Annotated in this window: 21 protein-coding genes; 4 read left to right on the top strand and 17 right to left on the bottom strand. The window is 62.9% G+C overall.

Annotated elements, in window-relative coordinates; all coding sequences use genetic code 11:
- Nucleotides 1-128: 128 nt before the first annotated feature.
- Nucleotides 129-1,880, bottom strand: coding sequence for a flavin monoamine oxidase family protein (locus AC1DXW_RS02905; protein ID WP_477752475.1), 1,752 nt, complete (start codon nucleotides 1,878-1,880; stop codon nucleotides 129-131).
- 223 nt (nucleotides 1,881-2,103) lie between these two features.
- Here AC1DXW_RS02905 and AC1DXW_RS02900 point away from each other — a divergent pair, with 223 nt between their 5' ends.
- Together AC1DXW_RS02900 and AC1DXW_RS02895 are read left to right on the top strand one after the other, a co-directional pair.
- On the top strand, nucleotides 2,104-3,510 hold the full coding sequence (locus AC1DXW_RS02900) for an adenosylmethionine--8-amino-7-oxononanoate transaminase (RefSeq protein WP_477752476.1): 1,407 nt from the start codon (nucleotides 2,104-2,106) through the stop codon (nucleotides 3,508-3,510).
- Between the two features lie 149 nt (nucleotides 3,511-3,659).
- On the top strand, nucleotides 3,660-4,379 hold the full coding sequence (locus tag AC1DXW_RS02895; RefSeq protein WP_477752477.1) for a 16S rRNA (uracil(1498)-N(3))-methyltransferase: 720 nt from the start codon (nucleotides 3,660-3,662) through the stop codon (nucleotides 4,377-4,379).
- Between the two features lie 59 nt (nucleotides 4,380-4,438).
- Here AC1DXW_RS02895 and AC1DXW_RS02890 read toward each other — a convergent pair whose 3' ends face one another.
- From AC1DXW_RS02890 to AC1DXW_RS02880, 3 genes are read right to left on the bottom strand one after another with little or no spacing between them, the layout of a single operon-like run.
- The gene (locus tag AC1DXW_RS02890; RefSeq protein WP_477752478.1) at nucleotides 4,439-5,341 is read right to left on the bottom strand and encodes a transporter substrate-binding domain-containing protein; all 903 of its coding nucleotides are present in this window, start codon (nucleotides 5,339-5,341) and stop codon (nucleotides 4,439-4,441) included.
- Nucleotides 5,342-5,370: 29 nt separating this feature from the next.
- Nucleotides 5,371-5,721 (bottom strand): RidA family protein, encoded by a 351-nt coding sequence (locus AC1DXW_RS02885; RefSeq protein WP_477752479.1) that lies wholly within the window; start codon nucleotides 5,719-5,721, stop codon nucleotides 5,371-5,373.
- A 27-nt stretch (nucleotides 5,722-5,748) separates the two neighbouring features.
- The gene (locus tag AC1DXW_RS02880; protein ID WP_477752480.1) at nucleotides 5,749-6,990 is read right to left on the bottom strand and encodes a D-amino acid dehydrogenase; all 1,242 of its coding nucleotides are present in this window, start codon (nucleotides 6,988-6,990) and stop codon (nucleotides 5,749-5,751) included.
- A gap of 109 nt (nucleotides 6,991-7,099) precedes the next feature.
- On the opposite strand from AC1DXW_RS02880, the gene AC1DXW_RS02875 reads away from it, so the two are divergent.
- Nucleotides 7,100-8,017 carry a LysR family transcriptional regulator gene (locus tag AC1DXW_RS02875; RefSeq protein ID WP_108217029.1) on the top strand — a complete coding sequence of 306 codons (918 nt, stop codon included), beginning with the start codon at nucleotides 7,100-7,102 and terminating at the stop codon, nucleotides 8,015-8,017.
- Here AC1DXW_RS02875 and trhA read toward each other — a convergent pair.
- The gene (gene trhA / locus AC1DXW_RS02870; protein WP_477752481.1) at nucleotides 8,014-8,631 is read right to left on the bottom strand and encodes a PAQR family membrane homeostasis protein TrhA; all 618 of its coding nucleotides are present in this window, start codon (nucleotides 8,629-8,631) and stop codon (nucleotides 8,014-8,016) included. The two genes, AC1DXW_RS02875 and trhA, sit on opposite strands and share 4 nt — an antisense overlap.
- A gap of 54 nt (nucleotides 8,632-8,685) precedes the next feature.
- Nucleotides 8,686-8,826 (bottom strand): hypothetical protein, encoded by a 141-nt coding sequence (locus tag AC1DXW_RS02865; protein WP_477752482.1) that lies wholly within the window; start codon nucleotides 8,824-8,826, stop codon nucleotides 8,686-8,688.
- 57 nt (nucleotides 8,827-8,883) lie between these two features.
- Here AC1DXW_RS02865 and AC1DXW_RS02860 point away from each other — a divergent pair, with 57 nt between their 5' ends.
- Nucleotides 8,884-9,798, top strand: a complete 915-nt coding sequence (locus tag AC1DXW_RS02860) for a LysR family transcriptional regulator (protein ID WP_223460534.1) — start codon at nucleotides 8,884-8,886, stop codon at nucleotides 9,796-9,798.
- Between the two features lie 111 nt (nucleotides 9,799-9,909).
- On the opposite strand, the gene madM is transcribed toward AC1DXW_RS02860, so the two are convergent.
- From madM to AC1DXW_RS02805, 11 genes are all read right to left on the bottom strand, one after another.
- The gene (madM, locus tag AC1DXW_RS02855) at nucleotides 9,910-10,674 is read right to left on the bottom strand and encodes a malonate transporter subunit MadM (protein ID WP_103396750.1); all 765 of its coding nucleotides are present in this window, start codon (nucleotides 10,672-10,674) and stop codon (nucleotides 9,910-9,912) included.
- Nucleotide 10,675: 1 nt separating this feature from the next.
- Nucleotides 10,676-11,092, bottom strand: coding sequence for a malonate transporter subunit MadL (madL, locus tag AC1DXW_RS02850; RefSeq protein WP_477752483.1), 417 nt, complete (start codon nucleotides 11,090-11,092; stop codon nucleotides 10,676-10,678).
- Nucleotides 11,093-11,157: 65 nt separating this feature from the next.
- The gene (gene mdcH / locus AC1DXW_RS02845; RefSeq protein ID WP_477752484.1) at nucleotides 11,158-12,069 is read right to left on the bottom strand and encodes a malonate decarboxylase subunit epsilon; all 912 of its coding nucleotides are present in this window, start codon (nucleotides 12,067-12,069) and stop codon (nucleotides 11,158-11,160) included.
- Nucleotides 12,066-12,686 carry a malonate decarboxylase holo-ACP synthase gene (locus tag AC1DXW_RS02840; RefSeq protein WP_477752485.1) on the bottom strand — a complete coding sequence of 207 codons (621 nt, stop codon included), beginning with the start codon at nucleotides 12,684-12,686 and terminating at the stop codon, nucleotides 12,066-12,068. Before AC1DXW_RS02840 ends, mdcH begins: the two co-directional genes overlap by 4 nt.
- Nucleotides 12,680-13,483 carry a biotin-independent malonate decarboxylase subunit gamma gene (gene mdcE / locus AC1DXW_RS02835; RefSeq protein WP_477752486.1) on the bottom strand — a complete coding sequence of 268 codons (804 nt, stop codon included), beginning with the start codon at nucleotides 13,481-13,483 and terminating at the stop codon, nucleotides 12,680-12,682. The genes AC1DXW_RS02840 and mdcE overlap by 7 nt, the downstream gene beginning before the upstream one ends.
- Nucleotides 13,480-14,331 (bottom strand): biotin-independent malonate decarboxylase subunit beta, encoded by an 852-nt coding sequence (locus AC1DXW_RS02830; protein ID WP_477752487.1) that lies wholly within the window; start codon nucleotides 14,329-14,331, stop codon nucleotides 13,480-13,482. Before AC1DXW_RS02830 ends, mdcE begins: the two co-directional genes overlap by 4 nt.
- Nucleotides 14,324-14,623 carry a malonate decarboxylase subunit delta gene (locus AC1DXW_RS02825; protein ID WP_008001147.1) on the bottom strand — a complete coding sequence of 100 codons (300 nt, stop codon included), beginning with the start codon at nucleotides 14,621-14,623 and terminating at the stop codon, nucleotides 14,324-14,326. Before AC1DXW_RS02825 ends, AC1DXW_RS02830 begins: the two co-directional genes overlap by 8 nt.
- A complete protein-coding gene (locus AC1DXW_RS02820) occupies nucleotides 14,623-15,513 on the bottom strand; it encodes a triphosphoribosyl-dephospho-CoA synthase (RefSeq protein ID WP_477752488.1) in 891 nt (296 codons plus the stop codon). Before AC1DXW_RS02820 ends, AC1DXW_RS02825 begins: the two co-directional genes overlap by 1 nt.
- Nucleotides 15,513-17,183 carry a malonate decarboxylase subunit alpha gene (gene mdcA / locus AC1DXW_RS02815; protein ID WP_116579621.1) on the bottom strand — a complete coding sequence of 557 codons (1,671 nt, stop codon included), beginning with the start codon at nucleotides 17,181-17,183 and terminating at the stop codon, nucleotides 15,513-15,515. The genes AC1DXW_RS02820 and mdcA overlap by 1 nt, the downstream gene beginning before the upstream one ends.
- A gap of 233 nt (nucleotides 17,184-17,416) precedes the next feature.
- Entirely contained in the window at nucleotides 17,417-17,878 is a 462-nt protein-coding gene (locus AC1DXW_RS02810) for a chemotaxis protein CheW (protein ID WP_477759746.1), read from the bottom strand.
- Nucleotides 17,871-23,888 carry an Hpt domain-containing protein gene (locus AC1DXW_RS02805; protein WP_477759745.1) on the bottom strand — a complete coding sequence of 2,006 codons (6,018 nt, stop codon included), beginning with the start codon at nucleotides 23,886-23,888 and terminating at the stop codon, nucleotides 17,871-17,873. The genes AC1DXW_RS02810 and AC1DXW_RS02805 overlap by 8 nt, the downstream gene beginning before the upstream one ends.
- Nucleotides 23,889-23,922: the final 34 nt, after the last annotated feature.

Below are 23,922 nucleotides of genomic sequence, written 5' to 3'. Positions count from 1 at the left end.
GTGTTAGAAAAAATGAATACAAACCGAAGAACACCTGTACCAAATGTTTTATTCGATTTTTGACCCCGGCTTTCTTCAGGCAAAAAAAACGCGGCATTTACGCCGCGTTCTTTTTGTCCCAGGGCTTACTACGCCTTGGCATCCATTGCCGGAGTCGCCGCAGGTTTAGCTGCTGGCTTCTTCACCGGCTCGGTTTTCTTGGCCGGTGCCTTGACCGGGGCTTTTTTCGCCTCAGTCTTGGCAGCCGGTTTTGCCGGAGCCTTTTTGGCCGGCTCGGTTTTTACCGGGGTCGCAGGCTTCGGTGCTTCCACCGGGGCCGGTGCGACCGCCGGGGCTGGCACCGGAGCAGGCGCTGGCGGTGCAACCGGCTCAGGTGCCTTGACCAGCTCTGGCTTCTTCTCGTCATCGGAGCCGCCGAACAGATTGCTGAAGAAATTGCCTTTCTTCGCCGCCACCGCACCAGCGCCCGCCGCAGCGGCGGCCGGGACCACTTTCGTCGGTTCGAACGACTTGCCCGCCGCCAGGTCTTCAACCTGGCTGGCTGCACGCTGACCAGTGCGCAGCGCGCCTTCCAGGGTGCCCGGGTACAGGGTGTCGGTGTGTTCGCCAGCGAAGGTTACGCGCTGAATCGGGCGTTCCCACAGGCGCCAGAACTTGCTGATCTGGCCCGGACCGAAGGCCAGGTAGGCGCCGCCAGTCGACGGATCGGTGCTGTAGCGACGGAGTTCATAACCAGTGAACGAACCGCGAGCCTGCGGATAGAACGCATGCAGGCGAATCAACACCTGATCGACCATCTGCTTGTCGCCGAACGCCTGCATCACTCGCGCATTGTCGCCGGACAGGTTGATCACCACATTGGCACCGCCCTTCAGGGCAGGCTCGATCCACAACATGCCCAGGCCGGTGTTGCTGTAGATCTCGCCAGACATGCGCGCCTTGGATTCCCACACCGGCGTCTTGAACTTCAGCATGATCTGGTCGCGCCATCCGTAGTTGGTGCCCTTGATCGCCGCCAGGTGCTGGGCGTCCAGCGCCGGGGTCATCTGGATCTTGTCCAGGGCACGCAGTGGCACGGCCAGCACGACGTAGTCAGCCTGATAGCTGACGCTGTCGACTTTGACGTTCACGCCGTCCTTGTCCTGAGTGATTGACGAGACCCGGGAATTGGTCTTGATGGTTTTCAGCTGCTTGACCAGGGCCTGGGCCAGCACCGGACTGCCACCGACCAGGCGCGAAGCCCGCAGGTCACGATCGGAGACGCCTCGGTAAACGCGGCTCTGCTGCGCGAAGTACAGCAGCGACAAGCGCGAAGGTTCGTCGTAGCGGGTACGGATCTGCTGGTTGATCAACTGCCGGGCGGTGGCCGGCAGGTTCTGCTTGTCGAGCCAGCTCGACACGTTGATCTGATCCAGCGCATACAGCGTGTTGTTGGCGGCCGGGTTCTGCGGGTCGTCGATCGAGCGCGCCAGATCGTCCACGGTCTTGTCGAAGCGCTTGAGCGCCTCGGCGGTGGCCGGTTGTTTGGTCGCCAGGTCGGCGGCGGAGAAATACTCACCATCGATCAAATAGCCTGGGGTCCGCACGAATTCAGGGGCCGGCGTGGTGCTCAGCTTGAAGTTCGATACGTATTTGTTCAGCACCGGTTGGACCTTGTCGTTGCCGATCCACTCGCTGGTGGCCATGCCGGAACGGCCGCCCAGGCTCGACTTGGCTTCCAGCAGGGTGACCTGCCAGCCCTTGTTCTGCAGCTCGTACGCAGCAGTCAGGCCCGACAGGCCGCCGCCGATCACGATCGCGGTTTTATCCTTGGCCAGCGCAGACACGCTGAACAGCCCCAACATCACCAGCGCACAGGCGCGCAGCCAACCGACAGACATTCAGCGAACTCCGGAATCACACGAGGAAAACAGCAGTTTTTGCGAGCCAGACGGCTCAAGAACCGCGAAGGATACGTCAGCCTTCAGACGCCCGCCAGCAACGTCTATCGGCCTGTAGAAAGTAGCTCATTCGACACAATGGGTTGTCCCCGTGGCACGCATTGCATAGGCTTGCGCGATTGTTTGTCCGCGCTGGTCACGGACCGCCTCCAGGAGAGTGAAAATGGGCCTCAATAATCAGTGGATGCAACGCGATCTCGCCGTGTTGTGGCATCCCTGCACCCAGATGAAAGATCACGAACAACTGCCACTGATCCCGATCAAGCGCGGGGAAGGCGTGTGGCTGGAAGACTTCGAAGGCAAACGCTACCTCGATGCGGTCAGCTCCTGGTGGGTCAATGTATTCGGGCACTCTAACCCGCGGATCAACCAGCGCATCAAGGACCAGGTCGATCAGCTCGAACATGTGATCCTCGCCGGTTTCAGCCATCAACCGGTGATCGAACTGTCCGAGCGCCTGGTGAAGATGACGCCGGAAGGCCTGACCCGGTGCTTCTACGCCGATAACGGTTCGTCCTGCATCGAAGTCGCGCTGAAAATGAGCTTTCACTACTGGCTCAACCGCGGTACGCCTGCCAAGAAGCGCTTCGTCACCCTGACTAACAGCTACCACGGCGAAACCATGGCGGCGATGTCGGTGGGCGACGTGCCGCTGTTCACCGAGACCTACAAAGCGCTGTTGATGGACACCATCAAGGTGCCGAGCCCGGATTGCTACCTGCGGCCCGAGGGCATGAGCTGGGAAGAGCATTCGCGCAATATGTTCGCCGCGATGGAACAGACCCTGGCCGAGCACCACGACACAGTTGCGGCGGTGATCGTCGAGCCGCTGATCCAGGGCGCCGGCGGCATGCGCATGTATCACCCGGTCTACCTCAAGCTGCTGCGAGAAGCTTGCGACCGCTACGGCGTGCACCTGATCCACGACGAAATCGCCGTCGGCTTCGGCCGCACCGGGACGATGTTCGCCTGCGAACAGGCCGGCATCCGCCCTGACTTCCTCTGTCTGTCCAAGGCCCTGACCGGCGGCTATCTGCCGCTGGCGGCGTGCATGACCACCGACGAGGTCTACAGCGCCTTCTACGACGACTACCCGACCCTGCGCGCCTTCCTGCACTCCCACAGCTACACCGGCAACCCGCTGGCGTGCGCGGCGGCCCTGGCGACCCTGGACATCTTCGAAGAAGACAATGTCATCGAGAACAACAAGGCCCTGGCGCAGCGCATGGCTTCGTCGACGGCGCATCTGGTCGACCACCCGAACGTGTCCGAAGTGCGCCAGACCGGCATGGTGCTGGCCATCGAAATGGTCAAGGACAAGGCCAGCAAAGAGGCTTACCCATGGCAGGAACGTCGCGGCCTGAAGGTGTTCCAGCACGCCCTGGAGCGCGGTGCTTTACTGCGTCCACTGGGTAGCGTGGTGTATTTCCTGCCGCCGTATGTGATTACCCCGGAGCAGATCGACTTCCTCGCCGAAGTGGCCAGCGAAGGGATCGACATTGCGACCCGTGACAGCGTCAGCGTGGCGGTGCAGAAGGACTTCCATCCGGGGTTCCGTGATCCGGGTTGATGATGCGGTCAATGTGGGAGCGAGCTTGCTCGCGATAGCGGTCTTTCAGCCACCATCAATGGTGAATGTCAGATCGTCATCGCGAGCAAGCTCGCTCCCACAGAAGTCCCCACCGATCAATGACCAACACCCTTTTTCAGAGACCCAGCATGAGACTGTCCCGCTTCTTCATCGACGCCCCCTTGAGCATCGGCGAGCACGAGTTGCCCGAAGCCCAGGCCCATTACATCAGCCGCGTGCTGCGCATGGCCGAGGGTGATGCGTTGCAGTTGTTCGACGGCTCGGGCCAGGAGTTTCGCGCCACACTGGTCGAAGTCGGCAAAAAGCGCGTCGTGGTGCAGATCGATGAAAGCTTCGCCGGGCAGGTCGAGTCGCCGCTGCAAATCCATCTCGGCCAAGGCCTGTCCCGGGGCGAGCGCATGGACTGGGCAATTCAGAAAGCCACGGAACTGGGCGTCACTGAAATCACCCCGATCTTCACCGAACGCTGCGAAGTCCGGCTCAAGGACGAGCGCGCCGACAAGCGCCTGCTGCATTGGCGCCAGGTGGCGATCAGCGCTTGCGAACAGTGCGGTCGCTCGCGAGTACCGGTGATTCATCCGCCATTGTTGCTGGCTGACTGGATGAAGCAAACGCAAGCCGAGTTGAAACTGGTGCTGCACCCGGTGGCCGAACCGCTGGTGAGCCATGCCAAGCCTTCAAGTCTGGCATTCCTGATCGGTCCGGAGGGTGGTTTGTCCGATGCCGAAGTCGATCAGGCCAAGGCCGGCGGCTTCCATGCCGCCCGCCTCGGTCCACGGGTGCTGCGCACCGAAACCGCGCCGGTTGTCGCACTGGCGGTGGCCCAGCAACTGTGGGGTGATTTCTAAAAAAGATCGCAGCCTGCGGCAGCTCCTACAGGCTGCCGCAGGCTGCGATCTTTTGTATTTTACTGCACCGGATCACTCACCGGTTTGGCAATGATCGCCTTGAGTTCGCTGGTCATCGGGAACTCGAGGTTCAAGCCCTTCGGCGGGATCGGTTGCTCGAACCAGCGTTTGTAGATGCCGTTGATCTCGCCCGAGCTGTACAGATCCGCCAACGCACCGTTGACCAGCGCCAGGAACTGCGGGTCGTCCTTGCGCACCATGCAACTGTAGATCTCACGCGATTGCTCCTCCCCGACTACCGCCCACTTGTGCGGGTCTTGAGCCTTGGCGCGCTCGCCGTAGAGCAGCGCGTCGTCCATGTAGAACGCCACCGCCCGGCCTGATTGCAGCATCTGGAAGGCTTCGCCGTGGTCCTTGGCGCTGATCACGAACATGTCGATCTTGTGATCGACGTTGTAGCTTTTCAGGAAGCGCTCGTTGGTGGTGCCGGCGGTGGTCACCACGTTCTTGCCGCGCAGGTCAGCGAAGCTCTTGATCCCGCTGTCCTTCGCCGTCAGCAACTGGCCTTTGACGTAGATGAAGCCATAGGAGAAAGCCACCTGTTTCTGCCGTTCGGCGGTCACGCCGGTGGAGCCGCACTCCAGGTCCACGGTGCCGTTCTGCACCAGTGGAATGCGGGTCTGCGAGGTCACCAGGTTGTAGTTCACCTTCAAGTCTGGCAGTGCCAGTTGCTGCTGGATGCGCTCGACGATCTTGCCCGCCAGATCCACCGAGTAACCCATCGGCTTGCCGCTATGATCACCCACGTAGGAGAACGGCACCGAAGCATCGCGATAGCCCAGGGTGATGCTGTTGGCGCTGGCGATCTTGCTCAGGGTGCCGGTCAGCGGCGCTTCATTGGCCTGAACCTGACTGCCGAGCAACAGGCCAAGCGTACAAGCGAGCAACGTGATTTTTTGCATTGTTATTCTCCGTTGTGGGTGTTGGTTTATCAGACGCGTGCAGCGATGACGGTGATTTCCACCAGCACCTGCGGACGGGCCAGTTCGGCCTGCACGGTGGTGCGGCTCGGCGCCTGCCCCGGCGACAGCCAGGCCGACCAGACCTCGTTCATCGCGGCGAAATCCTCGGTGATGTTCTTCAGGTAAATGGTCGCGCTGAGCAGATGATCCTTGTCGCTGCCCAGTTCGGCCAGCAAGGTATCAATTTTCGCCAGCACTTCGCGGGTCTGGCCGCTGGCATCCAGGGCATCGCCCGGCACCTGCCCGGAGAGAAACACCAGGTCGCCAAAGGTCACGGCGCCAGACAGGCGCGGGTTGCTGTGCAGTCGGGTAATGGTCATCGCAGTGTCCTTTTCAGAAATCGCTATTCAGGCGGCCCGGTGGTTGAAGCCGCGCAGGTCGATGGAAGGCTCGCGCTCGCCGATCAGCTCGCTGAGCAAGCGCCCGCTGCCGCATGCCAGGGTGAAGCCCAGCGCGCCGTGGCCGAGGTTGAGCCACAGATTGCGATACGCCGTCGCGCCCAGCAACGGCACGCCGCTGGGGGTGGCCGGGCGCATGCCGGCCCACTCGACGGCTTCGTCATAGGCGCCGGCATTTGGAAAGGTGTCATGGGCCTGACGCTTGATCAGCGCCAGGCGCTTGGGGTCCAGCGCAGGATCGAAGCCGACGATGTCGACCATCGCCGCCACTCGCAATTGCTCGCCGATGCGGGCGTAGACAATCTTGCGGTCGTAGTCGGTGATGCTCACGTCCGGCGCCCGGTGACCGGCGCCGATCGGCACGGTCAGGCTGTAGCCCTTGAGCGGATAAAGCGGCAGTTGCAGCCCGGGCAGCGCCAATAGTGGGCTGCGGTGACCGGCGGCGATCACCAGTTGCTCGACCGGCAGCACGTGTTCGCCCAGTTCGATGGCGTTGACGCTGCCGTTGCTGTGGCGAATGCCGGTCACCGCTTGCCCGAGGAGAAATTCGCAACGGCCGGACGCCTTCAGTCGTGCGGCCAGTTGCTGGCAGAAACCGTGGCAATCGCCGACCTCTTCGTCCGGGGTGTAGATTGCCCCGACAAAGGGCGCATCGGTCAGCGCCGGTTCCAGCTGCGCGCATTCGGCCGGCGACAACACCTGCTGTTGCTGCGGGTCGGCCAGACACTGGCGCGCATGCTCGAAGCTGCTGTTCTGACGGAAAGTCACCAGTTTGCCATTGCGCCGCCACTGGAATCCCGCCAGTCCATCGTCCTCGCGCCAGGACCTCAAGGTGTCCTGGCTGAACAGCGCCAGGCGCAGCAAGTGCGCGGCGTTCTCGCGGTTGACCGAGCGGCGGCAGGCGCCGAGGAACGCCGCCATCCAGCGCCACTGGGCCGGGTCGAAGCGCGGGCGCAGCTTCAACGGTGAATCGCCGCGCAGCATCCAGCCGATGGCTTGCAAAGGCACACCGGCGTCGGCCAGGGGCGCGACATAGCGATAGGACAACTGGCCGCCGTTGGCGAAGCTGGTTTCGCTGCCCAGCGAGTCCCGTGCCTCGATCACCGTCACCTCGAAGCCGTCGCGCACCAGCGCATAGGCCGTTGCAAGGCCAATCACGCCGCCACCGATGATGCACACACGCTGAGCCATGTCCGTCCTTAAAACCGTTGTGAAGACGAGGCCAAGGTTAGAGCCAGGTGACAGACGTTGAACAATGCATAAAGATGGCAATCCCATAAACAAAGGTTATGGACTTGCCATGCGCCTCCGCCATATCGAGATTTTCCAGGCCATCCGCCAGACCGGATCGATCAGCGCTGCCGCGCAATTGCTGCACGTCTCGCAACCGGCAGTGAGCAAGGTGTTGCAGCACGCCGAGCAGCAATTGGGCTTCCCGTTGTTCCTGCGGGTACGCGGCAAGTTGCAGGCGACGCCGGAAGCGCTGGAGCTGGAGCGCGAAGTGGATAAGGTCAGCGAAAGCCTGCAAGGCGTGCGACGCCTGGCGCAGAGCCTGCGCCGCGAGCCTGGCCACAGCCTGCGCATCGGTGCCACCCCGGCGCTGGCCCTGTCATTGCTGCCGCCGGCCATTCACGAATGGACCGGGCGTTACCCGGACATCGTTTGCGAACTCTCCAGCGCCCACAGTCGCGAACTGGTGCAGAACCTGTTGATGCGCGAAGTGGATGTCGCCCTGACCCTGCAACGCCCGGATCACCCGGGGCTCAAGGCCCAGGCGCTGGCGTCCGGCGTGCTGGTGGCGCTGGCGCCGAGTGGTTACTGGCCTCAGGAAGAGGCGGGTAAACCGTTGCCGCTGATGGCGCTGGCGGATGCGCCGCTGATCGGTTTATCCAGCGCTGATCCGCTGGCCGCGCGGCTCGACAGTTACCTGGAAGCGGTCGAACCGCCGCCGCGGGTACGCATCGCCGTGCAAACCTACTCACTGGCACGGGCGATGGTGGAATCCGGCGCGGGCCTGGCGGTGATCGATCCGTTCACCGCCCTTGGCGCCTCTTGCGCCAGCACAACGATCCGCCCTCTGGCACCGCCGCTACCCATCACCCTGTACGCAGTGACCCGCGCCGCCGAACCACCGCCCCACACCTTGAACGACCTGTTGCAGGTGTTCAGCCGTCGAGCCCGGGAGCAGCTGGATCGCCTGGTTCCGGTACAGCCTTAAAGCACATAAAACAAGATCGCCACAAAGTGCAGCAAGCTCCCGGCGATCACGAACAGATGCCAGATCCCGTGGGCATGCCGCAGCCGGTCGTCCAGGGCAAAAAAGATAATCCCGACGGTGTACAACACCCCGCCTGATGCCAGCCACGCAAATCCGGCGGCGCCCAGCGCCGCAAGTAACGGCTTGACCGCCACCAACACGATCCAGCCCATCACCGCGTAAATCACGATCGACAGAATGCGTGCTTCCGAACGCGGTTTGATCTCTTGCAGGATGCCGATCAGCGCCAGCCCCCAGACAATCCCGAACAACGTCCAGCCCCACGGCCCGCGCAGGGTCACCAGGCAGAACGGCGTATAGCTGCCGGCGATCAACAGGTAGATCGAGAAGTGATCGACCTTCTGCATGATCGCTTTCTTGCGCCCGCGCACGCTGTGGTAAACGGTCGATGCGCTGTAAAGCACCAGCAAGGTAAAGGCGTAGATCGCCATACTGACAATCTTCCACGGGCTACCGTCGAGACTGGCCAGCACAATCAGCCACACCCCGCCGACAAACGCCGCCACTGCCCCGACCAGATGCGTCCAAGCGTTGAGTCTTTCCCCGTGATACATGCGTTGCTCACCTCAAAATTCGTTACCGCCTTGCGCAAGGCTCAGGCCTCAAGGTTAAAAGCGCAATGTTTCCGTATAGCGCAATCCCGTGTAGGAGCTGCCGAAGGCTGCGATCTTTTGATCTTCAGCACCTTCAAGGGCAGCGAAAATCAAGATCAAAAGATCGCAGCCTTCGGCAGCTCCTACGAAAGCCATCGAGCCAAACGTTAGCCAATTGGGCACAATCGAGTCATTCCAAAAAGAGTCCGCCCCATGCTGATCGATGAAGAGTTGACCCTGAAAAAACTCGAGGTGTTCCTGGCCTTCATGCGCACCGGCAACCTGGCGCGGGCCGCGGCCGAATTGCAGACCAGCAATGTCAGCGTGCATCGGGCGATCCATTCCCTGGAAAGCGCCCTGCGCTGCCCCTTGTTCAAGCACGAAGGCCGCAGCCTGACGCCGCTGGAAAGCGCTTATGTGCTGGAAGAGCGGGCACAGAAGCTGATTCAGGACGTCGTCGAAAGTGTGCGCTTGACCCGCGAAGCCGCCGGGTTCTCGGCCGAACGTTTCAAACTCGGCTCGCTGTATTCACTGACGGTGAAGACCGTGCCGCAGCTGATCATGGGTTTGAAGATCCGCCGTAGCGAGCTCAACATCGACCTGATTCTGGGCTCCAATATCGACCTGCTCTACAAGCTCAAGAACATGGAAGTCGATGCGGCCCTGGTGTCGCTGGACGAGAGTGTCAACGATCCGGATTGCGAGCAGATCCCGCTGTTTTCCGACGACATCTTCCTCGCCACGCCCGCTGACTCGAAGTTTGCCCAGCGAACTGAAGTCGACCTGGCCGAGGTCCGCGACGAAACCTTCATCACCCTGACCCAGGGCTTCGCCACCCACCAGGACGGCAAGCGGGTATTCGAGCAGGCAGGGTTCGAGCCGAAGGTGGCGATGCAGGTCAACGACATCTTCACTCTGCTGAGCATGGTCAGCTCGGGCGTGGGTTATGCGTTGCTGCCGGGGCGGATTGCGGCGGTGTACGAGAACCGGGTGAAGCTGATCCCGCTGCAGGAAAAGTACCGGTTGCAGCAGCACATTGGCGTGGTGTTCCTGAAGGCCAAGGAGCGCGATCCGAATCTGCTGGCGTTGTTGGCGGAGTGTCGGATGTATGCCAATCGGCAGGCTTGAAACCGTGTCGCGGCCATCGCGAGCAAGCTCGCTCCCACAGGAGACCGCATTCCAATGTGGGAGCGAGCTTGCTCGCGATGACGTCGGTACAGTCAGCGAAGATCCTGCGACTTACCCGACAATCCCGCGAACAATGAAGAACAACAGCGAAGGCCCGAGCAAGCAGCCAAGCCCGGTGTGGAAGGTCGCGGTCAACGCGCCATAAGGCACCAGGCGCCGATCCGTCGCCGCCAAACCGGCGGTCACGCCACTGACAGTCCCGGCCAGCCCACCGAACACCATCGCCGAGCGCGGATTGTCCAGGCCCATCCAGCGCGCCGCCATCGGCGTACCCACCATCACCAGAATCGCCTTGATCAGGCCGGTGGCAATCGACAGCGCCACCACATCGGAACTGGCACCAATGGCCGCACCGGTCACCGGCCCGACGATGTAAGTCACCGCACCGGCGCCAATGGTGGTCATGCTCACCGCGTCGCGGTAACCGAATGCCCAGGCCATGCACGCGCCGACAATAAACGGCAGCACCGTGCCCAATAGCAGCGCGATCACGCCGATCAAGCCGGCCTTTTTCGCTTCCGTGGCCTGCACCTCAAATGCCGTGGCAACGATGGCGAAGTCCCGCAGCATGGCGCCGCCCATCAGCCCGATGCCGGAAAACAGCGTCAAATCCGCCAGGCCTTTTTGCCCCCCGGTCATCGTGCCACCGACCCAGGCCAGTACCAGGCCGATGACGATGGCAATCGCCGAACCGTGGATGCGCCCGAAGGTCAGGCGTTTGGAGATCACCACTGACACCCACATGATCACGCCGACAAAGGCGAATGCGGTGACCAGACCGTTGTGTTCCAGACCGTTCTTGATGAGATCCCACATATCAGCGACCTCCCGCCGGTGCGCCGACCGGCGTTACATCCGCCGGTTCATCGGGCAAGGGTTCGCCTTTGTGGGTCCGGCTGATCAGGGCAATGGTGCAGCCGCAGATCACCACCGAACCGATCGCCGCCAACACCGCCACCGGACCACCATGCAGCGCCGTGACCACATTCTGTTGCGCCGCCATCGCCACCACCACCGGGATGTACATCGCGCCCCAGAAGCCGACGCCCAGCTCGCAATCCTTGGTCATGCCGCCACGCTTGTGCATCCACAACCGTGCGCAAATCAGCAGGATCATCGCGATCCCGACGCCGCCGACGTTTGACTTCACACCCAGCAATACACCAAGCATGTCACCCATGATCACCCCTGCCAGCGTACAGATCGCCAACAGCGCCACACCGTAAATAATCATTGTTGTAGTCCTCAAAGTGCATTTCGAATGTTGTTTTTGTTGTTCGAAGCCTTAAGTCGGATGATCTAAGAGTGACGGCTTCCCTCCTCACGCATCAGCGCCTGCAAGGTATCGAGCCGGGCACCGTCGAAGGCAATCACGGTGCCCTGCTCGAACACCCGGCGCGCCAGCCCGGTCAGCACCGCACCGGGCGGCAGTTCGATCTGTAGACGTACGCCGCGCTCGTAGGCGCTTTGTACTGTGCCGCGCCAGTCGACGATGCGGCACATGTTGAAGGCCAGGTCGTCACGCAAGGCTTCAGGCTTGATCAGCGGACGCGCGCGACTGCCGCTCAGGTAGCCGATCTTCGGGGTTTGCAGCGGCACCTTGGCGAAGGCTTCGGCCAACCGTTGCGCGGGCACCTCAAGCAATGGGCAGTGGGACGGCACGCTCACTGCCAGCCGCCTGGCCAAGCCAGCCCCGCAACCTTTCGCCAACTCCGCCACCACTTTCATCGCCGCGTCGCTACCGGCAATCACCACCTGGTTATCGGCGTTGATATTGGCCAGATAAACCGGCATTTCTGCGCGGTACACCCGGGCCAGTAATCCTTCCACCGTGGCCAGGTCCAGACCGATGATCGCGGTCATGCCGTAGCCTTGTGGATAAGCCTGCTGCATCAGCTCACCGCGCAGACTGACCAGATGCAGCGCATCGCTGAAACTCAAGGCACCGGCCACCACCGCGGCCGGGTAAGCGCCGATCGACAAGCCGGCCACGTAGTCCGGGGTCAAGCCCAGCTGGCGTGAAGCGGCGACACCGGCGATCAGCAGGCAAAGCTGAACCGCCCTCGTCGACTGCAACGCCTCGGCAGAATCCAGCTGCGTCACATCCTCACCGAGCAGGTCGCTCGCCTCGTTCAACGTTTCCCGAGGCAAACGCGCCAGCATCCCGGGTTGTTGTGCACCCTGGCCGGGGAACACCAGCAAGCGGCTCACGCGGCTTGCTCCTGCGGATTCCACGGGTCGGAAACCAGAGTGGCTTGAATGGCATTTTTTAGCAGGACCCGCGACGAAGCACCGGCCCATTCGCGCAAGGCAACGGCGCCCGACGGTGTCTGCAATTGCAGGTCCACGCGACACACGGCTGCGTCGAGAACGGCCACCAACGCCTGGGCGTCGACACGACTCAACGGACGTGGCGTACGCAGGATCAGATCGAGGTCGCTGCCCTCGTGCAAAGCGGCAAACCCACTGGCCAACTCGAACCCGGCGCTGCCGCTGACACCCCAGACCCAACCGCTGTCATCGAGGTGCGAGCGCAGTTGCGCCAAGGCCCGCAGCGCCGGGAAATCGCGTCGGCCTTGAACATGGCACAGCTCTTCCGGCCGCACCCGGCGCGTGACGGCAGCGACTTCCATCACCGCTGCAAATCGCTGTTCGCGCAACGGCCCGCGCACGCCCACCGCCACCTGCCCCGCCGCGCTCAAGGCACGACGGACCACCACCGGCTGGCCGGCACTGATCGACTCGATCACCCAGGCAGGCGCATCCGCCGGCAACTGCTGCGGGGTCATGCCCCACAGCAGGTCGTGAGCCAATAGCGTGCTCACCACTGCGCTCTCAGCAATTGGCGAACCTTGCTCGACGCCGCCCGATTGGCCGCCCCCAGGCGACCGCTCAGATCACGGCCACTGGCGACCACATCGCCAATCGCCTGATGCAGGCACTCGGTCACCCGCGCCAAATCCGCCGCAGTCGGCTGCTCGATCTGCTCCACCGACAAGGTTTCCCACAGCAGCCCGAGGCTGGCATAGCTGTCGATGTCATAGGCCATCGGCGGCACGCTGGCAGCCAGGGCTTCGAGCTCTTCGACGCTGCGCAAGGTCACACGTGCCGCCGACGCCTTGCCCATGGCGTGCACCATCACCCCCGGATCGCGCAGGGCGATCAAGCGGTTGGCCTGATAGCCGTGGGCCAGAAAAGCCCCGGACATTGCCTTGCCCACCAGCAAACCGATCACCGCATGACCAGCGAGACGGGCACGGGCATAACTATCCGCCGCAGCGGCCAGCGCCTGATGAATGCCAAGGGCTTCCTCGCGTCGACCGTAAGCCTGGCTCGGCACGTCGACGATGGCGATCACTGCGCGCTTCTGCGTTTTGTCAGCATCGGCAGCAATCACCTCATCCACCGCCTTCGCCAGGCCCCAGCCTTCGAGCAACCCCACCTCGCCGTTGCGCGCACGGACGAAGCGGTTTTCCGGGTCGGCCACCACCGCGATGAAGCGCACAGGCTGATCGCCCAGCGAACCGTCCGCGACCTTCAGCGAAGCCGGCAAACCTTCGACCGCTTTCGCCCCGGCACTCAAGGCGTTGAACCAGTTCAAGCCTCGCAGGGAATTCGAACTCATGGGTGTTCTCCTTGGTACAGATCGCGAACCACAGAAGGCTCGATTTGCGGTTCGGCATCCAGACGCGCCAGGCGTTGCAGGAACAACTCGGCCTGCTGGCTGCGCGGCTGTGCAGGCAAACCCTGCTGGAGCAACTCAGCCACCTGTTGGCGAATCTGCGCCACATCGTCATCGACGTAACGATCCACCAGACCACTGGCGAAACGCTGCTCACCACCGGTCAGGCTCCAGATAAAGGGGCGGTCGCGGGAATCGTATTCTTCGAGTCCGGCTTCCTGCTCGATCACCTGCGGGCCGTTCAGGCCGAGTCGCGCTTCCTGGGTCACCAACAGATAACTGCACAACCCGGCGGCAATCGACATGCCGCCAAAGCAACCGACGCTGCCCGCCACCACACCGACCACTGGTTGGTACTGCTGCAAATCGACAATCGCCGCGTGGATGTCGGCAATTGCCGCCAGGCCGAGGTTGGCTTCCTGCAAGCGCACGCCGCCGGTTTCCAGTAGCAGCACGGCGCGGGTCGGGATGCCGTTGCGGTTGTCTTCGGCGGCCAGCTCCAGTGCACCGGCAATTTTTGCTCCGCCGACTTCACCCAGGCTGCCGCCCTGGAACGCACCTTCGATGGCCGCGATCACCACCGGCAAACCATCGAGATTGCCCTTGGCGATCACCACACCGTCGTCGGCTTGTGGCACCACGCCCTGGCGCGACAGCCACGGCGACATGATCCGTTGAAAGGGGTCGAGCAGTTCGCGGAAAGTGCCGGCGTCGAGCAGGGCCTTGGCCCGTTGCCGGGCACCGAGTTCGACGAAGCTGTGCTTGTTGAGCAGGGATGCGCTGTCAGTCATGGCCGATCTCCTCGAAGCCCTGTTCCAGACGAAGGCGCACCACGCCGGGTGTCGCACCGAAATCGTGGATGTCGATGGCCATCGCCGGTGGCGTCTGGCCGTCGAACATCCGTGCGAACAGATGCTGCCAGCGTTGTTCGCTGCCATTGACCGAGGTCTGCACGTTGATCGTCAGCTTGCCGGCCTGACCCGGTTCGATCAGTACTTCCAGATCGCCCGAGCCGACACAACCCACCAGTGTCCGGCCGCGTGGTGGCTGCCCGGCGGGGAATTCAAAGGATAAAGTTTCCATCAAAACGCTTCCCTTCTTGAATGGCAGAGGATGAGGCCGTCGTCCGACTCGATACGGTCGATGAACAGGCTGGCTGCAAGCAAGTCGGCAGCACCGCCGGGCGAGGCATTCAACGCGATGAGTTGTTGGTCCAGCTCATGCAGGCGGCGACGTCCGGCGAGGCTGGCACTGCCACCCGCGTCGAGCACCGCCCGGGCGCCCCGCTGCATGGTGTTCAGCCCCTCTTCGCCCGCGCGGTAAAGCACGCAGGTGTCGGCCAGATTCGTCATGATCGCCAGCAGCGCATCGAGCCGGGCGTTCTGTTCGCCATGGCCGGTGGCGCGGCTGCGCAGCAGTTGTGGCAGAGCACGTTGGATCACCGCCGGAAAACCCAGTTGCGCTTCTTCACGGGCGCCGCGAGCGCCGTAGCGTTGGGCGACTTGCGCACCGTGACTGAGCGGACGTGGTGCAAAACGGTCGTCGAGCAAGGCCAACCGCGCAGCACGTATCGCCACACTATTGGCGCTGCAGGATTGAGGTTCCAGCGCCACGGCCGTGACCAACAGGCCCAAGGCCCAGATCGCCCCGCGATGGGTATTCACGCCGCCGGTGGTGTCGAGCATCACTTGCTCGCCTTCGCGACCGATGCGGCCCACGGCTTCGCGCAGGGGCAATCCGACCTCGCCGAACTCGATGGCGGCTTCCGCCATTTCTTTAAAGGCCGGCCACAAGGACAACGCCGACGCGTGCATCAACCCCAGGTGCAAATCGGTGTGGGCGCCATTGCCGCGACGGTCGACCAGTGCCGGTTTCGGCGACAGATCAGCCTCGTCGATCAGCGCGTCCACCGCCAGGTCCGCCAGCCGCTCGGCCAGGCTCAGGGTTTTGGTTTGCAGGTTAAGTGCGTGCATTACCAGCTCCTGAACTTGGCGGGCGGGTTATAGAGGCCACCGGACCATTCCACCAGATCGGCCACGCTTTTCGCCGCGAGCAATTCGCGAGTGGCGTCGGTGCGGCGGATGCCGAGGTCTTCGGGCAAGGCGATCAGGCCTTCGCGGCGCATGCGCGCGGTGTCTTTGGGGTTGTGGCGCAGGCCGATGGCGGTCACCCCGGCGACGGCGGCGATCATCGCCTGGCGTTCTTCCAGCGAGCGCGCCTTGTACAGGTAGGCGATGCCTTCTTCAGTCAGCAGGTGGGTGACGTCGTCGCCATAGACCATGATCGGTGCCAGCGGCATGCCGCTTTTCTTCGCCACATCGACCGCATCGAGGGTTTCAACAAAAGTCGGTTTGCCGCCCTCCTGGAAGGTTTCGACCATCTGCACCACGAGTTTCTTGCCGCGTTCGAGCATGGGTTCGGCCACATCGGTGTTGCGCATGTCGAGCCAGGCTGGCGTGCCGTGACGACGACCGCGCGGGTCGTGGCCCATGTTCGGAGCCCCGCCGAAACCGGCGAGGCGCCCGCGCGTCACGGTGGAGGAATGACCGTCGCCATCGACCTGCAAAGTCGCGCCGATGAACAGGTCCACGGCGTATTGCCCGGCCAGTTGGCTGAACATCCGATTGGAACGCAGGGAACCGTCGCGCCCGGTAAAGAACACATCCGGCCGCGCAGCAATGTAGTTCTCCATCCCCAGTTCGGTGCCGAAGCAATGCACGCTTTCGACCCAGCCGCTTTCGATGGCGGGAATCAGGGTCGGGTGCGGGTTGAGGGTCCAGTTGCGGCAGATCTTGCCTTTGAGGCCGAGGGACTCGCCATAGGTCGGCAGGATCAGTTCGATGGCCGCAGTATTGAAACCGATACCGTGGTTGAGGGACTGCACGTTGTGTTTTTCGTAGATACCGCGGATCGCCATCATCGCCATCAGCACGTGCACGGGCTTGATGTGCCGTGGGTCGCGGGTGAACAGCGGTTCGATGTAGAAAGGCTTGTCGGCCACCACCACGAAGTCGACCCAGGACGCCGGGATGTCGACCCGCGGCAGGTCGCTGACGTCGTCCACCAACTGGTTGACCTGGACGATGACGATGCCGTCGCTGAAGGCCGCTGGCTCGATCAGCGCCGGGGTGTCTTCGGTGCTCGGCCCGGTGTAGATGTTGCCCGCGCGGTCGGCCATGAACCCGGCCGACAACACGACGTTGGGAATCAGGTCCACCACCAGCCGTGCGTAGAGTTCGATGTAGGTGTGGATCGCGCCGATTTCCAGCAGGCCGTCCTCGAGCAACTGGCTGATGCGCAGGCTTTGGGTGCCGGCAAAAGAGAAGTCGAGCTTACGGGCAATACCGCGTTCGAACAGGTCCAGGTGCTCGGAGCGTCCGACGCTGGGCATGATCATGTGCAGGTCATGCAGCTTCGCGGGGTCAGCCTTGGCCAGGGAACGGGAAAGGAAATCCGCCTGTTTCTGGTTGTTGCCCTCCAGTACCACACGGTCGCCGGGCAGGATCAGCGCCTCAAGCGCCGCGACGATGTTGTCGGTGGGTAACACCACACCGTCGGCCAGGCCTCGCACCAGCTCGAGGCGCCGCTGCTTTTCGCTGCGCCGCCGCGTCCATCGCGAGTCGGGGGATATTGTTGTTGTCATGACCACTCCACGGGTTCGCTGTCGTGGAGCTACCTTAGGAGTGTTGGGTGGGGGTATCAATCAAGCAGAGCGGTGGATCGTTACGCTCAGGGTAATGGTTGTCTGGACTGACGCCTTCGCGGGCAAGCCCGCTCCTACAGTGGCTCTGCGGTGCACACAAAACCTTGTAGGAGCGGGCTTGCTCCGGGCGGCGATCCGACGAAGAGGCCGGTCAGATCACCGCTGAATCGGGATCAGTTGATTAACCCGGCATCCACCAACAACGCCTCCAGCGCCAACAGATCCGGCACCTTGGCCACCTGCTCGCCCACCTGCACCGCCGCCTGCTCCAGCGCACACAACGGCACATCCACATAACTCAACTGGCTGTCGAGCTTGCAGGAGCGCGGAATACCCTGCACCAATAGTGCGATGAACTTAAGCTCGGGGCGCCCGCCGAGGGCGTTGAGGATCACGATCCGCGCACGTTCGCCGATGACGGTTTTCTGCGCACATGCCGACTCGAAACTCAACAGAGGAATCTGCCGGTCGCGCCACATCACCAGGCCCAGGTACCACGGCGGTGTGTCCAGGTCGAAGGTCCCCGGCTGCTGGTAGTCGATCAGCTCGGCAACGGCGACGTTGGGCAGGATCAGGTTGCGGTCGGCCAATGGCAGCAGCAGGCCGGTCAGGTTGCTGGTGCGGTGCTCAAGCATGGGTCTTGCTCCACAAGGCGATGCTTTCGAGCAGCACCGATTCCTGGTACGGCTTGCCAAGGTAGTCGTTGACGCCGATGGCCATGGCGCGGTCACGGTGTTTCTGTCCGGCGCGGGAGGTGATCATGATGATCGGCAGGTGTCGCAGACGTTCGTCATTGCGCACCTGGGTCGCGACTTCGAAGCCATCCATGCGCGGCATCTCGATGTCCAGCAGCATCAGGTCGGGCACGTGTTCTTCCAGTAGCAGCATGGCATCGACTCCATCCTTGGCGGTCAGCACGTTCATGCCGTGGCGTTCGAGCAAGCGGCTGGTGACCTTGCGCACGGTGACCGAGTCGTCGACCACCATCACCAGCAGCGGCCGATGCGGTTCGGCCTCGACCTCTTGTCCTGCCGGACGCTGGGGCATACAGGCCTGCATGGCACGGATCGGCGCCAGCAAATCCAGAATCAGCACCACCCGGCCGTCCCCGAGAATCGTCGCCCCGGACACCCCTTGCACCGCCGCAAACTGCGGCCCCAGGCTCTTGACCACGATTTCGCGAGTGCCGGCCATGGCGTCCACCAGCACCGCGATGTGCCGTTCGTTGCACTGCACCAGCAGCACCGGAAACGGCAGGCTCTGACCCAACAGTTTCGGGCGCGGGCTGGTTTTCAGCAGCTCACCCAGATAGCACAGCTCGTAACGTTGCCCGGCGTATTCGTAGGTTGGCGAATCGAAACGGAAATACCCTTCGAGTTCATTGGGCAGGACACGCACGATGCCGTCGATGGTATTGAGCGGGATCGCGTATTGGTCCTCACCGCACTGCACCATCAGCGCCCGATTGACCGATACGGTGAACGGCAGGCGAATGCGGAAATGCACGCCCTGCCCCGGCACCGAGTCGATGCTCATGGTGCCGCCCAGTTGCCGCACCTCTTCGTGCACCACGTCCATGCCAACACCGCGACCGGAAATCTGGGTGATTTTTTCGGCGGTGGAAAACCCCGGTTGCAGGATGAACTGCAACACATCGTGATCACTGATGACACTGTCCGGGGCGAGCAGGCCGCGCTTGATCGCCTTGCGCCGCACCGCGTCCAGCGGTACACCCGCGCCATCGTCGCGGATGTCGAAAATGATGTCGCCGCCTTCGCGCAGCAGATCGAGGGTGATTTTGCCCTTGGCCGGTTTCCCCGTCGCCAGCCGCACGTCGACGGACTCCAGGCCGTGATCGACGGCGTTGCGCAGCATGTGTTCCAGCGGCGCGGCCATACGTTCGAGAACGTTGCGATCCATCTCGCCTTCGGCGTTGTCGACGATGAAATCCACGTCCTTGCCCAGTTCGCTGGACACCTGCCGGACGATGCGCTGTAAACGCGGGAGCATGCGTTCGAACGGCACCATGCGCGTGCGCATCAGGCCTTCCTGCAGTTCGGTATTGATGCGGCCCTGCTGTTGCAGCAGGTTTTCCGTGTCGTGATTGCGTCGTTCGAGGGTTTCCTTGAGGTCGAGCAAGTCAGAGGCCGATTCGAACAGAGCCCGGGACAGTTGCTGCAACTGTGAGTGGCGGTCCATTTCCAGCGGGTCGAACTCCTCGTAACCCAGGCGTTCGGCATCGACTTGCTGGCGGCTGAGGATCCGCCCCTGGGTTTCGGTGTCGAGGCGGCGCAACTGGTCGCGCATGCGCTCGATGGTGGTCTCCATCTCATTCAGGGCGATGTGCGCATCGTTGACCTGCTGTTCGATCCGGCCACGGAAGATCGATGTTTCACCGGCCAGGTTGACCAGATCGTCGAGCAGCTCCGCCGAGACCTTGACCATGTCCGCGCCGGCATCGGACGGCGGCGCCGGCGGCTCGGCCTTGGGTATGGTCGGCGGCGCAATCGGCACGGGCGCTTCAGGCACGGCCGGGTGGCTGAAGTTCTTGATCGCATCGATCAAACGGTCGGCCGGCGGCATCGGCTCACCGGCGCGGGCCGCATCGAGCATCTGCGCCAGGCGGTCATGGCTGCGCTGCAACAGCGCGAACAACGGCTCCGTCGGTTGCAACACGCCGGTAGACAGGCCTTCGTAGAGGAACTCCAGTTCATGGGCCAGATCGCCAATCGCGGCGATTTCCACCATGCGCGCACCGCCCTTGAGGGTGTGCAGGTCGCGCAGCAGGGTTTCCACTTCCTGCCGATTCGAAGGCTGGGCCTGCCAGCGCTCCAGCGCCGCCCCGGAGCTTTCGATGATGTCGAAACCTTCCTCGAGGAATATTTCCAGCAATTGCGGATCATGCGCAGCCGAGTCGTTGCCGGTCGCTTGCCGGGCCGTCTCGGTGCCGCCCGCGTGACTCTGACGGTAGGCACGCATGGCTTCGATCAGTTCACGGGAATCGCCCAGTGGCTGGTTGAGCTGCAACTGTTCGAGGTACAACGCCAGTCGCTCATGGCTCTGTTGTAGCAGCACCGCCAGTGAATCGCTGAAGGCATAACGACGGTCCACCAGGCCCTGGTAAAGGCTTTCCAGCTCATGGGCCAGATCGCCGATCGGCCCGACCTCGGCCATGCGTGCGCCGCCCTTGAGGGTATGCAAATCCCGTTGCAGGGACACCAGCGGCGCGGCGTTGTCCGGGTCGCGCAACCAACGCTGCAAGGCCTGACCGGCGCTTTCGAGGATATCCACCGCTTCTTCAAGGAAGATCGCAATGATTTCATCGTCCAGTTCGACCGCGCGGTCCTCTGTAGGAGCGAGCTCGCTCGCGATGAGCTCACCGGCACCGCGTTTATCCAATGACAACGCGTCATCGTTAACGTCCATCGCGAGCGAGCTCGCTCCTACAGGGGGTAGCGTGCGCTCAAGTTCCTCGGTGGCAGAACCCAACTCGCGGATGCTCAGGCTCCGGCTGCCATCGCTGCGGATCAGGCCCACGGCCGACGGGTCGAGGCTCTCGTCGAGCAGTTCGCGCAAGGCCCTGATCCGTTGCGGCTGCGGGCTGACTTCCTGGCCGGCGGCCAGTTCGTCGAGCATGTTGATCAGCGCTTCATGGGCACCCTGTGCCTCATGGAAAAACCGCTCGCTGACCGCGAGGCTGCTTTCTTCCACGGCACCGTAGAGATCGAGCAATGCTTCGCACAACTCATCCACCGGGTGCAGGTCGGCCAGATGGGCGCCTTCGCCGAGGGTGGTCAGTTCGTCCAGCAGCGCGCTGAGTTCCTGACGCTCGCCGGGGTGTTGCTGCCAACGCTGCAACAGGCTTTCGGCGTCCAGCAGGATATCCATGCCCTGGGCGAGGAAGTTGTTGATCAGCTGCGGATCGCGCTTGATCCGCAGCCCGGTGTTCGGTGTGTTCAGGAGGTTTTCCAGACGCTCGGCCAGCAGCGCCCTGGCTCGCTCGGTCAAACCCCGGGCGCCGGGAATTTCCGCCAGCGGATCAGTCTTGAGCTGGCGCAAGCCGAGGCGGAACAGTCCTTCTGCTTCCAGCAGCAATTGGACTTCATTCAGATCCAGTGCGATCAGGTGCGCCTTGTATTCCCGCGCCAGTTGATCCAGCGGTGCGGCCAGTTCGGCAATCGGCAACACACCGGCCATGGAGGCACTGCCCTTGAGGGTGTGCAAGGCGCGCTGCAATTCGTCGCTGGCCGGCAACGGCACATGTTCGGCGGCCTGATCAAGGAAGCGATTGAGGCTGCCCAAGTGGGTTTCGGCCTCTTTGCGGAAGATCTCCAGCAACAGCGGGTCGAGGGCCGCGACATCCTGCGTATCCTCATCGGACACCGGCTCTTCGCCCTTGGCCAGGGCATGGGCGCGGGCAGCCAATTGATCGACATCGCTGCGCTGGCACTGGGCATTGGCGGCGTATTCAGCCACTAGCTCCGGAAGCAGCTGCAGCACATCGCCGATCAGTTGCTGCACCGTAGCGCCCGGTTCCACGCTGCCTTCCAGTACGCGATTGAGCAGGTTTTCCACGGCCCAGGCCAGCTCGCCCAGCACCAGAGCGCGCACCATGCGGCCACTGCCCTTGAGGGTATGGAAGGCACGGCGCAGCTCACTCAGGGCCGAGCGGTCGTCAGGGTTGACCGAACAGCGCGGCAAGTACTCGCGCAGGATCTCCAGGACTTCGTCGGTTTCTTCGAGGAACACCTCACGCAGTTCCTCGTCCACCGGCTCTTCGCCCGCTGGCGGCGGCAGCAGGCTGCCCGGAGTGTTCAGGGCGGGTGGGTTCAGGCTCGAAACCGGGCTGGCAAGCACGTGGGCCAGGGTCTGGACGATCTGCGGATCATCCAGCTCCTGCATCATCTGCATGACCTGCGCATCGCTCGGGTTGAGCACATCATCAAGCACTGGCACATGCTGCTCACTGGGGAAAAACCCGAGGCCGGCCAGGCTTTTTTCCGCGACATCGAGCAGGTTTTCACCTTGCGCTTGCGGGTCATCGCTGAGGCGCTCGAGGTAGTACTCGATGCTGGTGATCACGTCGGCCAGGCTGTCCAGTTCCTGCCAGCCCGGTTGACCCGGTTCGAGCAACAGGTGCTCGCGGATAAAGTGATTGCAGGTTTCTACCAGGCTCGCTGCCCGGCCCAGCGGGATCATCGCCAGCGCGCCGCGCACCTGGGTCAGCAAGGCCGGCAGCGCCTGCAAATGCTGGCGGTCCCAATCGGCGTCGATGTAGTCGACGATCATGTCCTTGGCCTGCAGCAAACAGATGCGGGCCTCCTTGATCACGATCTGATGGATCTGCGTCAGGTCGGTGGTCGGCAGGCGGTTGTCATCCGGGCTCTCCGGCTCCACGGTACCGACCATGCCGGCCAGCGTCGCTTCGACGTACAGCAAGGCCCCGGCAACGTCCATGAGGATCGCATCGTTGGGTTCGCGCTGGCCTTGGGCGAGGCTGAGCACCACCGCCAACTGATCGATGATCACCTTGCGCGGCTGGCCGAAGCCCAGGACCGCCAGGGTGTCGGCGATTTGCCGCAGCGGCGCCAGCAGGCTGTCGAGATCAGAGGTGTGCTGGCGGTCACTGCGCACGAACAGGTCCAGACGCTCCTTGACCCGCACCAGCTCTTCGCACAGCGCTGCCAGCACCGAGCGCATGGCGTCACGGTCGGGACCGGCCAGCCGCGCGCGTTCTTCATCGACCATCGCGCTGTCGGGCAGCGCGTCGTCCAGTGAGTAGCGTTCTTTCATGGTCAGCATCTGCCCGGTGGGTTGTTCGGCCTTGGCAATGTAGAACAGCAAACTCTTGAGCAGCTCCGGCGGGGCCGGTTGGTTGATGCCGTGCATGCCTTGTTCGAGCAGGCGCTTGAGTTCCTTGTCGGCATCCTTGAACAGGCTGCGCAAGGCCGGGCTGTTGGCGATCGCACCGCCCTGCATGCCCTCGACCAGCGCCGATGCCACCTGCCATAACGGGCTCAGGGGTGCATTGGCGCACAGTGCTTCGAGGTGGGTGAAGACCTTGGCCAGGTAATCGAGGGTGGTTTCATGGTCCTGTTCACGCAGGAATCCGACCAACGCCATTTGCAGCATCTGCCGCAGCTTGCGCAGCACATTGGGCAATTCGGCCGGTTCCATCTGCGCCAGCGTTTCTGCGTCCAACGCCGGCAACTCGGGCAATTGCGGGCTGAACAGACTGGTTTCCGACAACAGGCTTTCGCCACGGGCGCTGCGCAGGTCATTGATCAGGGGCAACACCACCAGTGGCAAGTCGCGGCGCGCGCCTTGCACCCGGTCGAGGTAGATCGGCAGCTGTCCCAGGGCCTGCATCAACAGGTGCAACGCCTCGTCGCGATGACTGACACGGCTGCCCTGCAAGGCCATGGCCAGTTGTTCCATTTCTTCGGCGAGCAACGCCGCGCCGTAGAACTCGACCATCTGCAAACTGCCGTGGACCTGATGGATGCACGAAAGGCTTGCATCCAGCGCATGCGTCGCCTGCGGGTCATCGAGCACGGTTTCGATCGCGTGATGAGCCTGTTTCAGCGTTTCGGCAATCTCGCCCTTGACCCACTCGAGGGCCACATAGTCGTGCCGATCACCCATAACCACTCCAATCACCATAGTTCTACCTGCGGGC

The organism is Pseudomonas sp. P4_C4 (assembly GCF_056402055.1).
This window is presented reverse-complemented; position numbering and strand designations above follow the sequence as displayed.

What these genes read in the sequence shown, in the direction of transcription:
- AC1DXW_RS02810 (WP_477759746.1), bottom strand. Translation starts at nt 17,878, where the DNA reads ATGCTTGAGCACCGCACCAGCAACCTGACCGGCCTGCTGCTGCCATTG.
- AC1DXW_RS02820 (WP_477752488.1), bottom strand. Translation starts at nt 15,513, where the DNA reads ATGCACGCACTTAACCTGCAAACCAAAACCCTGAGCCTGGCCGAGCGG.
- madL (WP_477752483.1), bottom strand. Translation starts at nt 11,092, where the DNA reads ATGATTATTTACGGTGTGGCGCTGTTGGCGATCTGTACGCTGGCAGGG.
- AC1DXW_RS02885 (WP_477752479.1), bottom strand. Translation starts at nt 5,721, where the DNA reads ATGACCATTACCCGACTGCACAGCAACCCGCGCCTGTCTGGCGCCGTG.
- AC1DXW_RS02875 (WP_108217029.1), top strand. Translation starts at nt 7,100, where the DNA reads ATGCGCCTCCGCCATATCGAGATTTTCCAGGCCATCCGCCAGACCGGA.
- AC1DXW_RS02805 (WP_477759745.1), bottom strand. Translation starts at nt 23,888, where the DNA reads ATGGGTGATCGGCACGACTATGTGGCCCTCGAGTGGGTCAAGGGCGAG.
- AC1DXW_RS02905 (WP_477752475.1), bottom strand. Translation starts at nt 1,880, where the DNA reads ATGTCTGTCGGTTGGCTGCGCGCCTGTGCGCTGGTGATGTTGGGGCTG.
- AC1DXW_RS02880 (WP_477752480.1), bottom strand. Translation starts at nt 6,990, where the DNA reads ATGGCTCAGCGTGTGTGCATCATCGGTGGCGGCGTGATTGGCCTTGCA.
- mdcE (WP_477752486.1), bottom strand. Translation starts at nt 13,483, where the DNA reads ATGAGTTCGAATTCCCTGCGAGGCTTGAACTGGTTCAACGCCTTGAGT.
- AC1DXW_RS02825 (WP_008001147.1), bottom strand. Translation starts at nt 14,623, where the DNA reads ATGGAAACTTTATCCTTTGAATTCCCCGCCGGGCAGCCACCACGCGGC.
- AC1DXW_RS02830 (WP_477752487.1), bottom strand. Translation starts at nt 14,331, where the DNA reads ATGACTGACAGCGCATCCCTGCTCAACAAGCACAGCTTCGTCGAACTC.
- AC1DXW_RS02895 (WP_477752477.1), top strand. Translation starts at nt 3,660, where the DNA reads ATGAGACTGTCCCGCTTCTTCATCGACGCCCCCTTGAGCATCGGCGAG.
- trhA (WP_477752481.1), bottom strand. Translation starts at nt 8,631, where the DNA reads ATGTATCACGGGGAAAGACTCAACGCTTGGACGCATCTGGTCGGGGCA.
- mdcA (WP_116579621.1), bottom strand. Translation starts at nt 17,183, where the DNA reads ATGACAACAACAATATCCCCCGACTCGCGATGGACGCGGCGGCGCAGC.
- AC1DXW_RS02900 (WP_477752476.1), top strand. Translation starts at nt 2,104, where the DNA reads ATGGGCCTCAATAATCAGTGGATGCAACGCGATCTCGCCGTGTTGTGG.
- madM (WP_103396750.1), bottom strand. Translation starts at nt 10,674, where the DNA reads ATGTGGGATCTCATCAAGAACGGTCTGGAACACAACGGTCTGGTCACC.
- AC1DXW_RS02890 (WP_477752478.1), bottom strand. Translation starts at nt 5,341, where the DNA reads ATGCAAAAAATCACGTTGCTCGCTTGTACGCTTGGCCTGTTGCTCGGC.
- AC1DXW_RS02865 (WP_477752482.1), bottom strand. Translation starts at nt 8,826, where the DNA reads ATGGCTTTCGTAGGAGCTGCCGAAGGCTGCGATCTTTTGATCTTGATT.
- AC1DXW_RS02860 (WP_223460534.1), top strand. Translation starts at nt 8,884, where the DNA reads ATGCTGATCGATGAAGAGTTGACCCTGAAAAAACTCGAGGTGTTCCTG.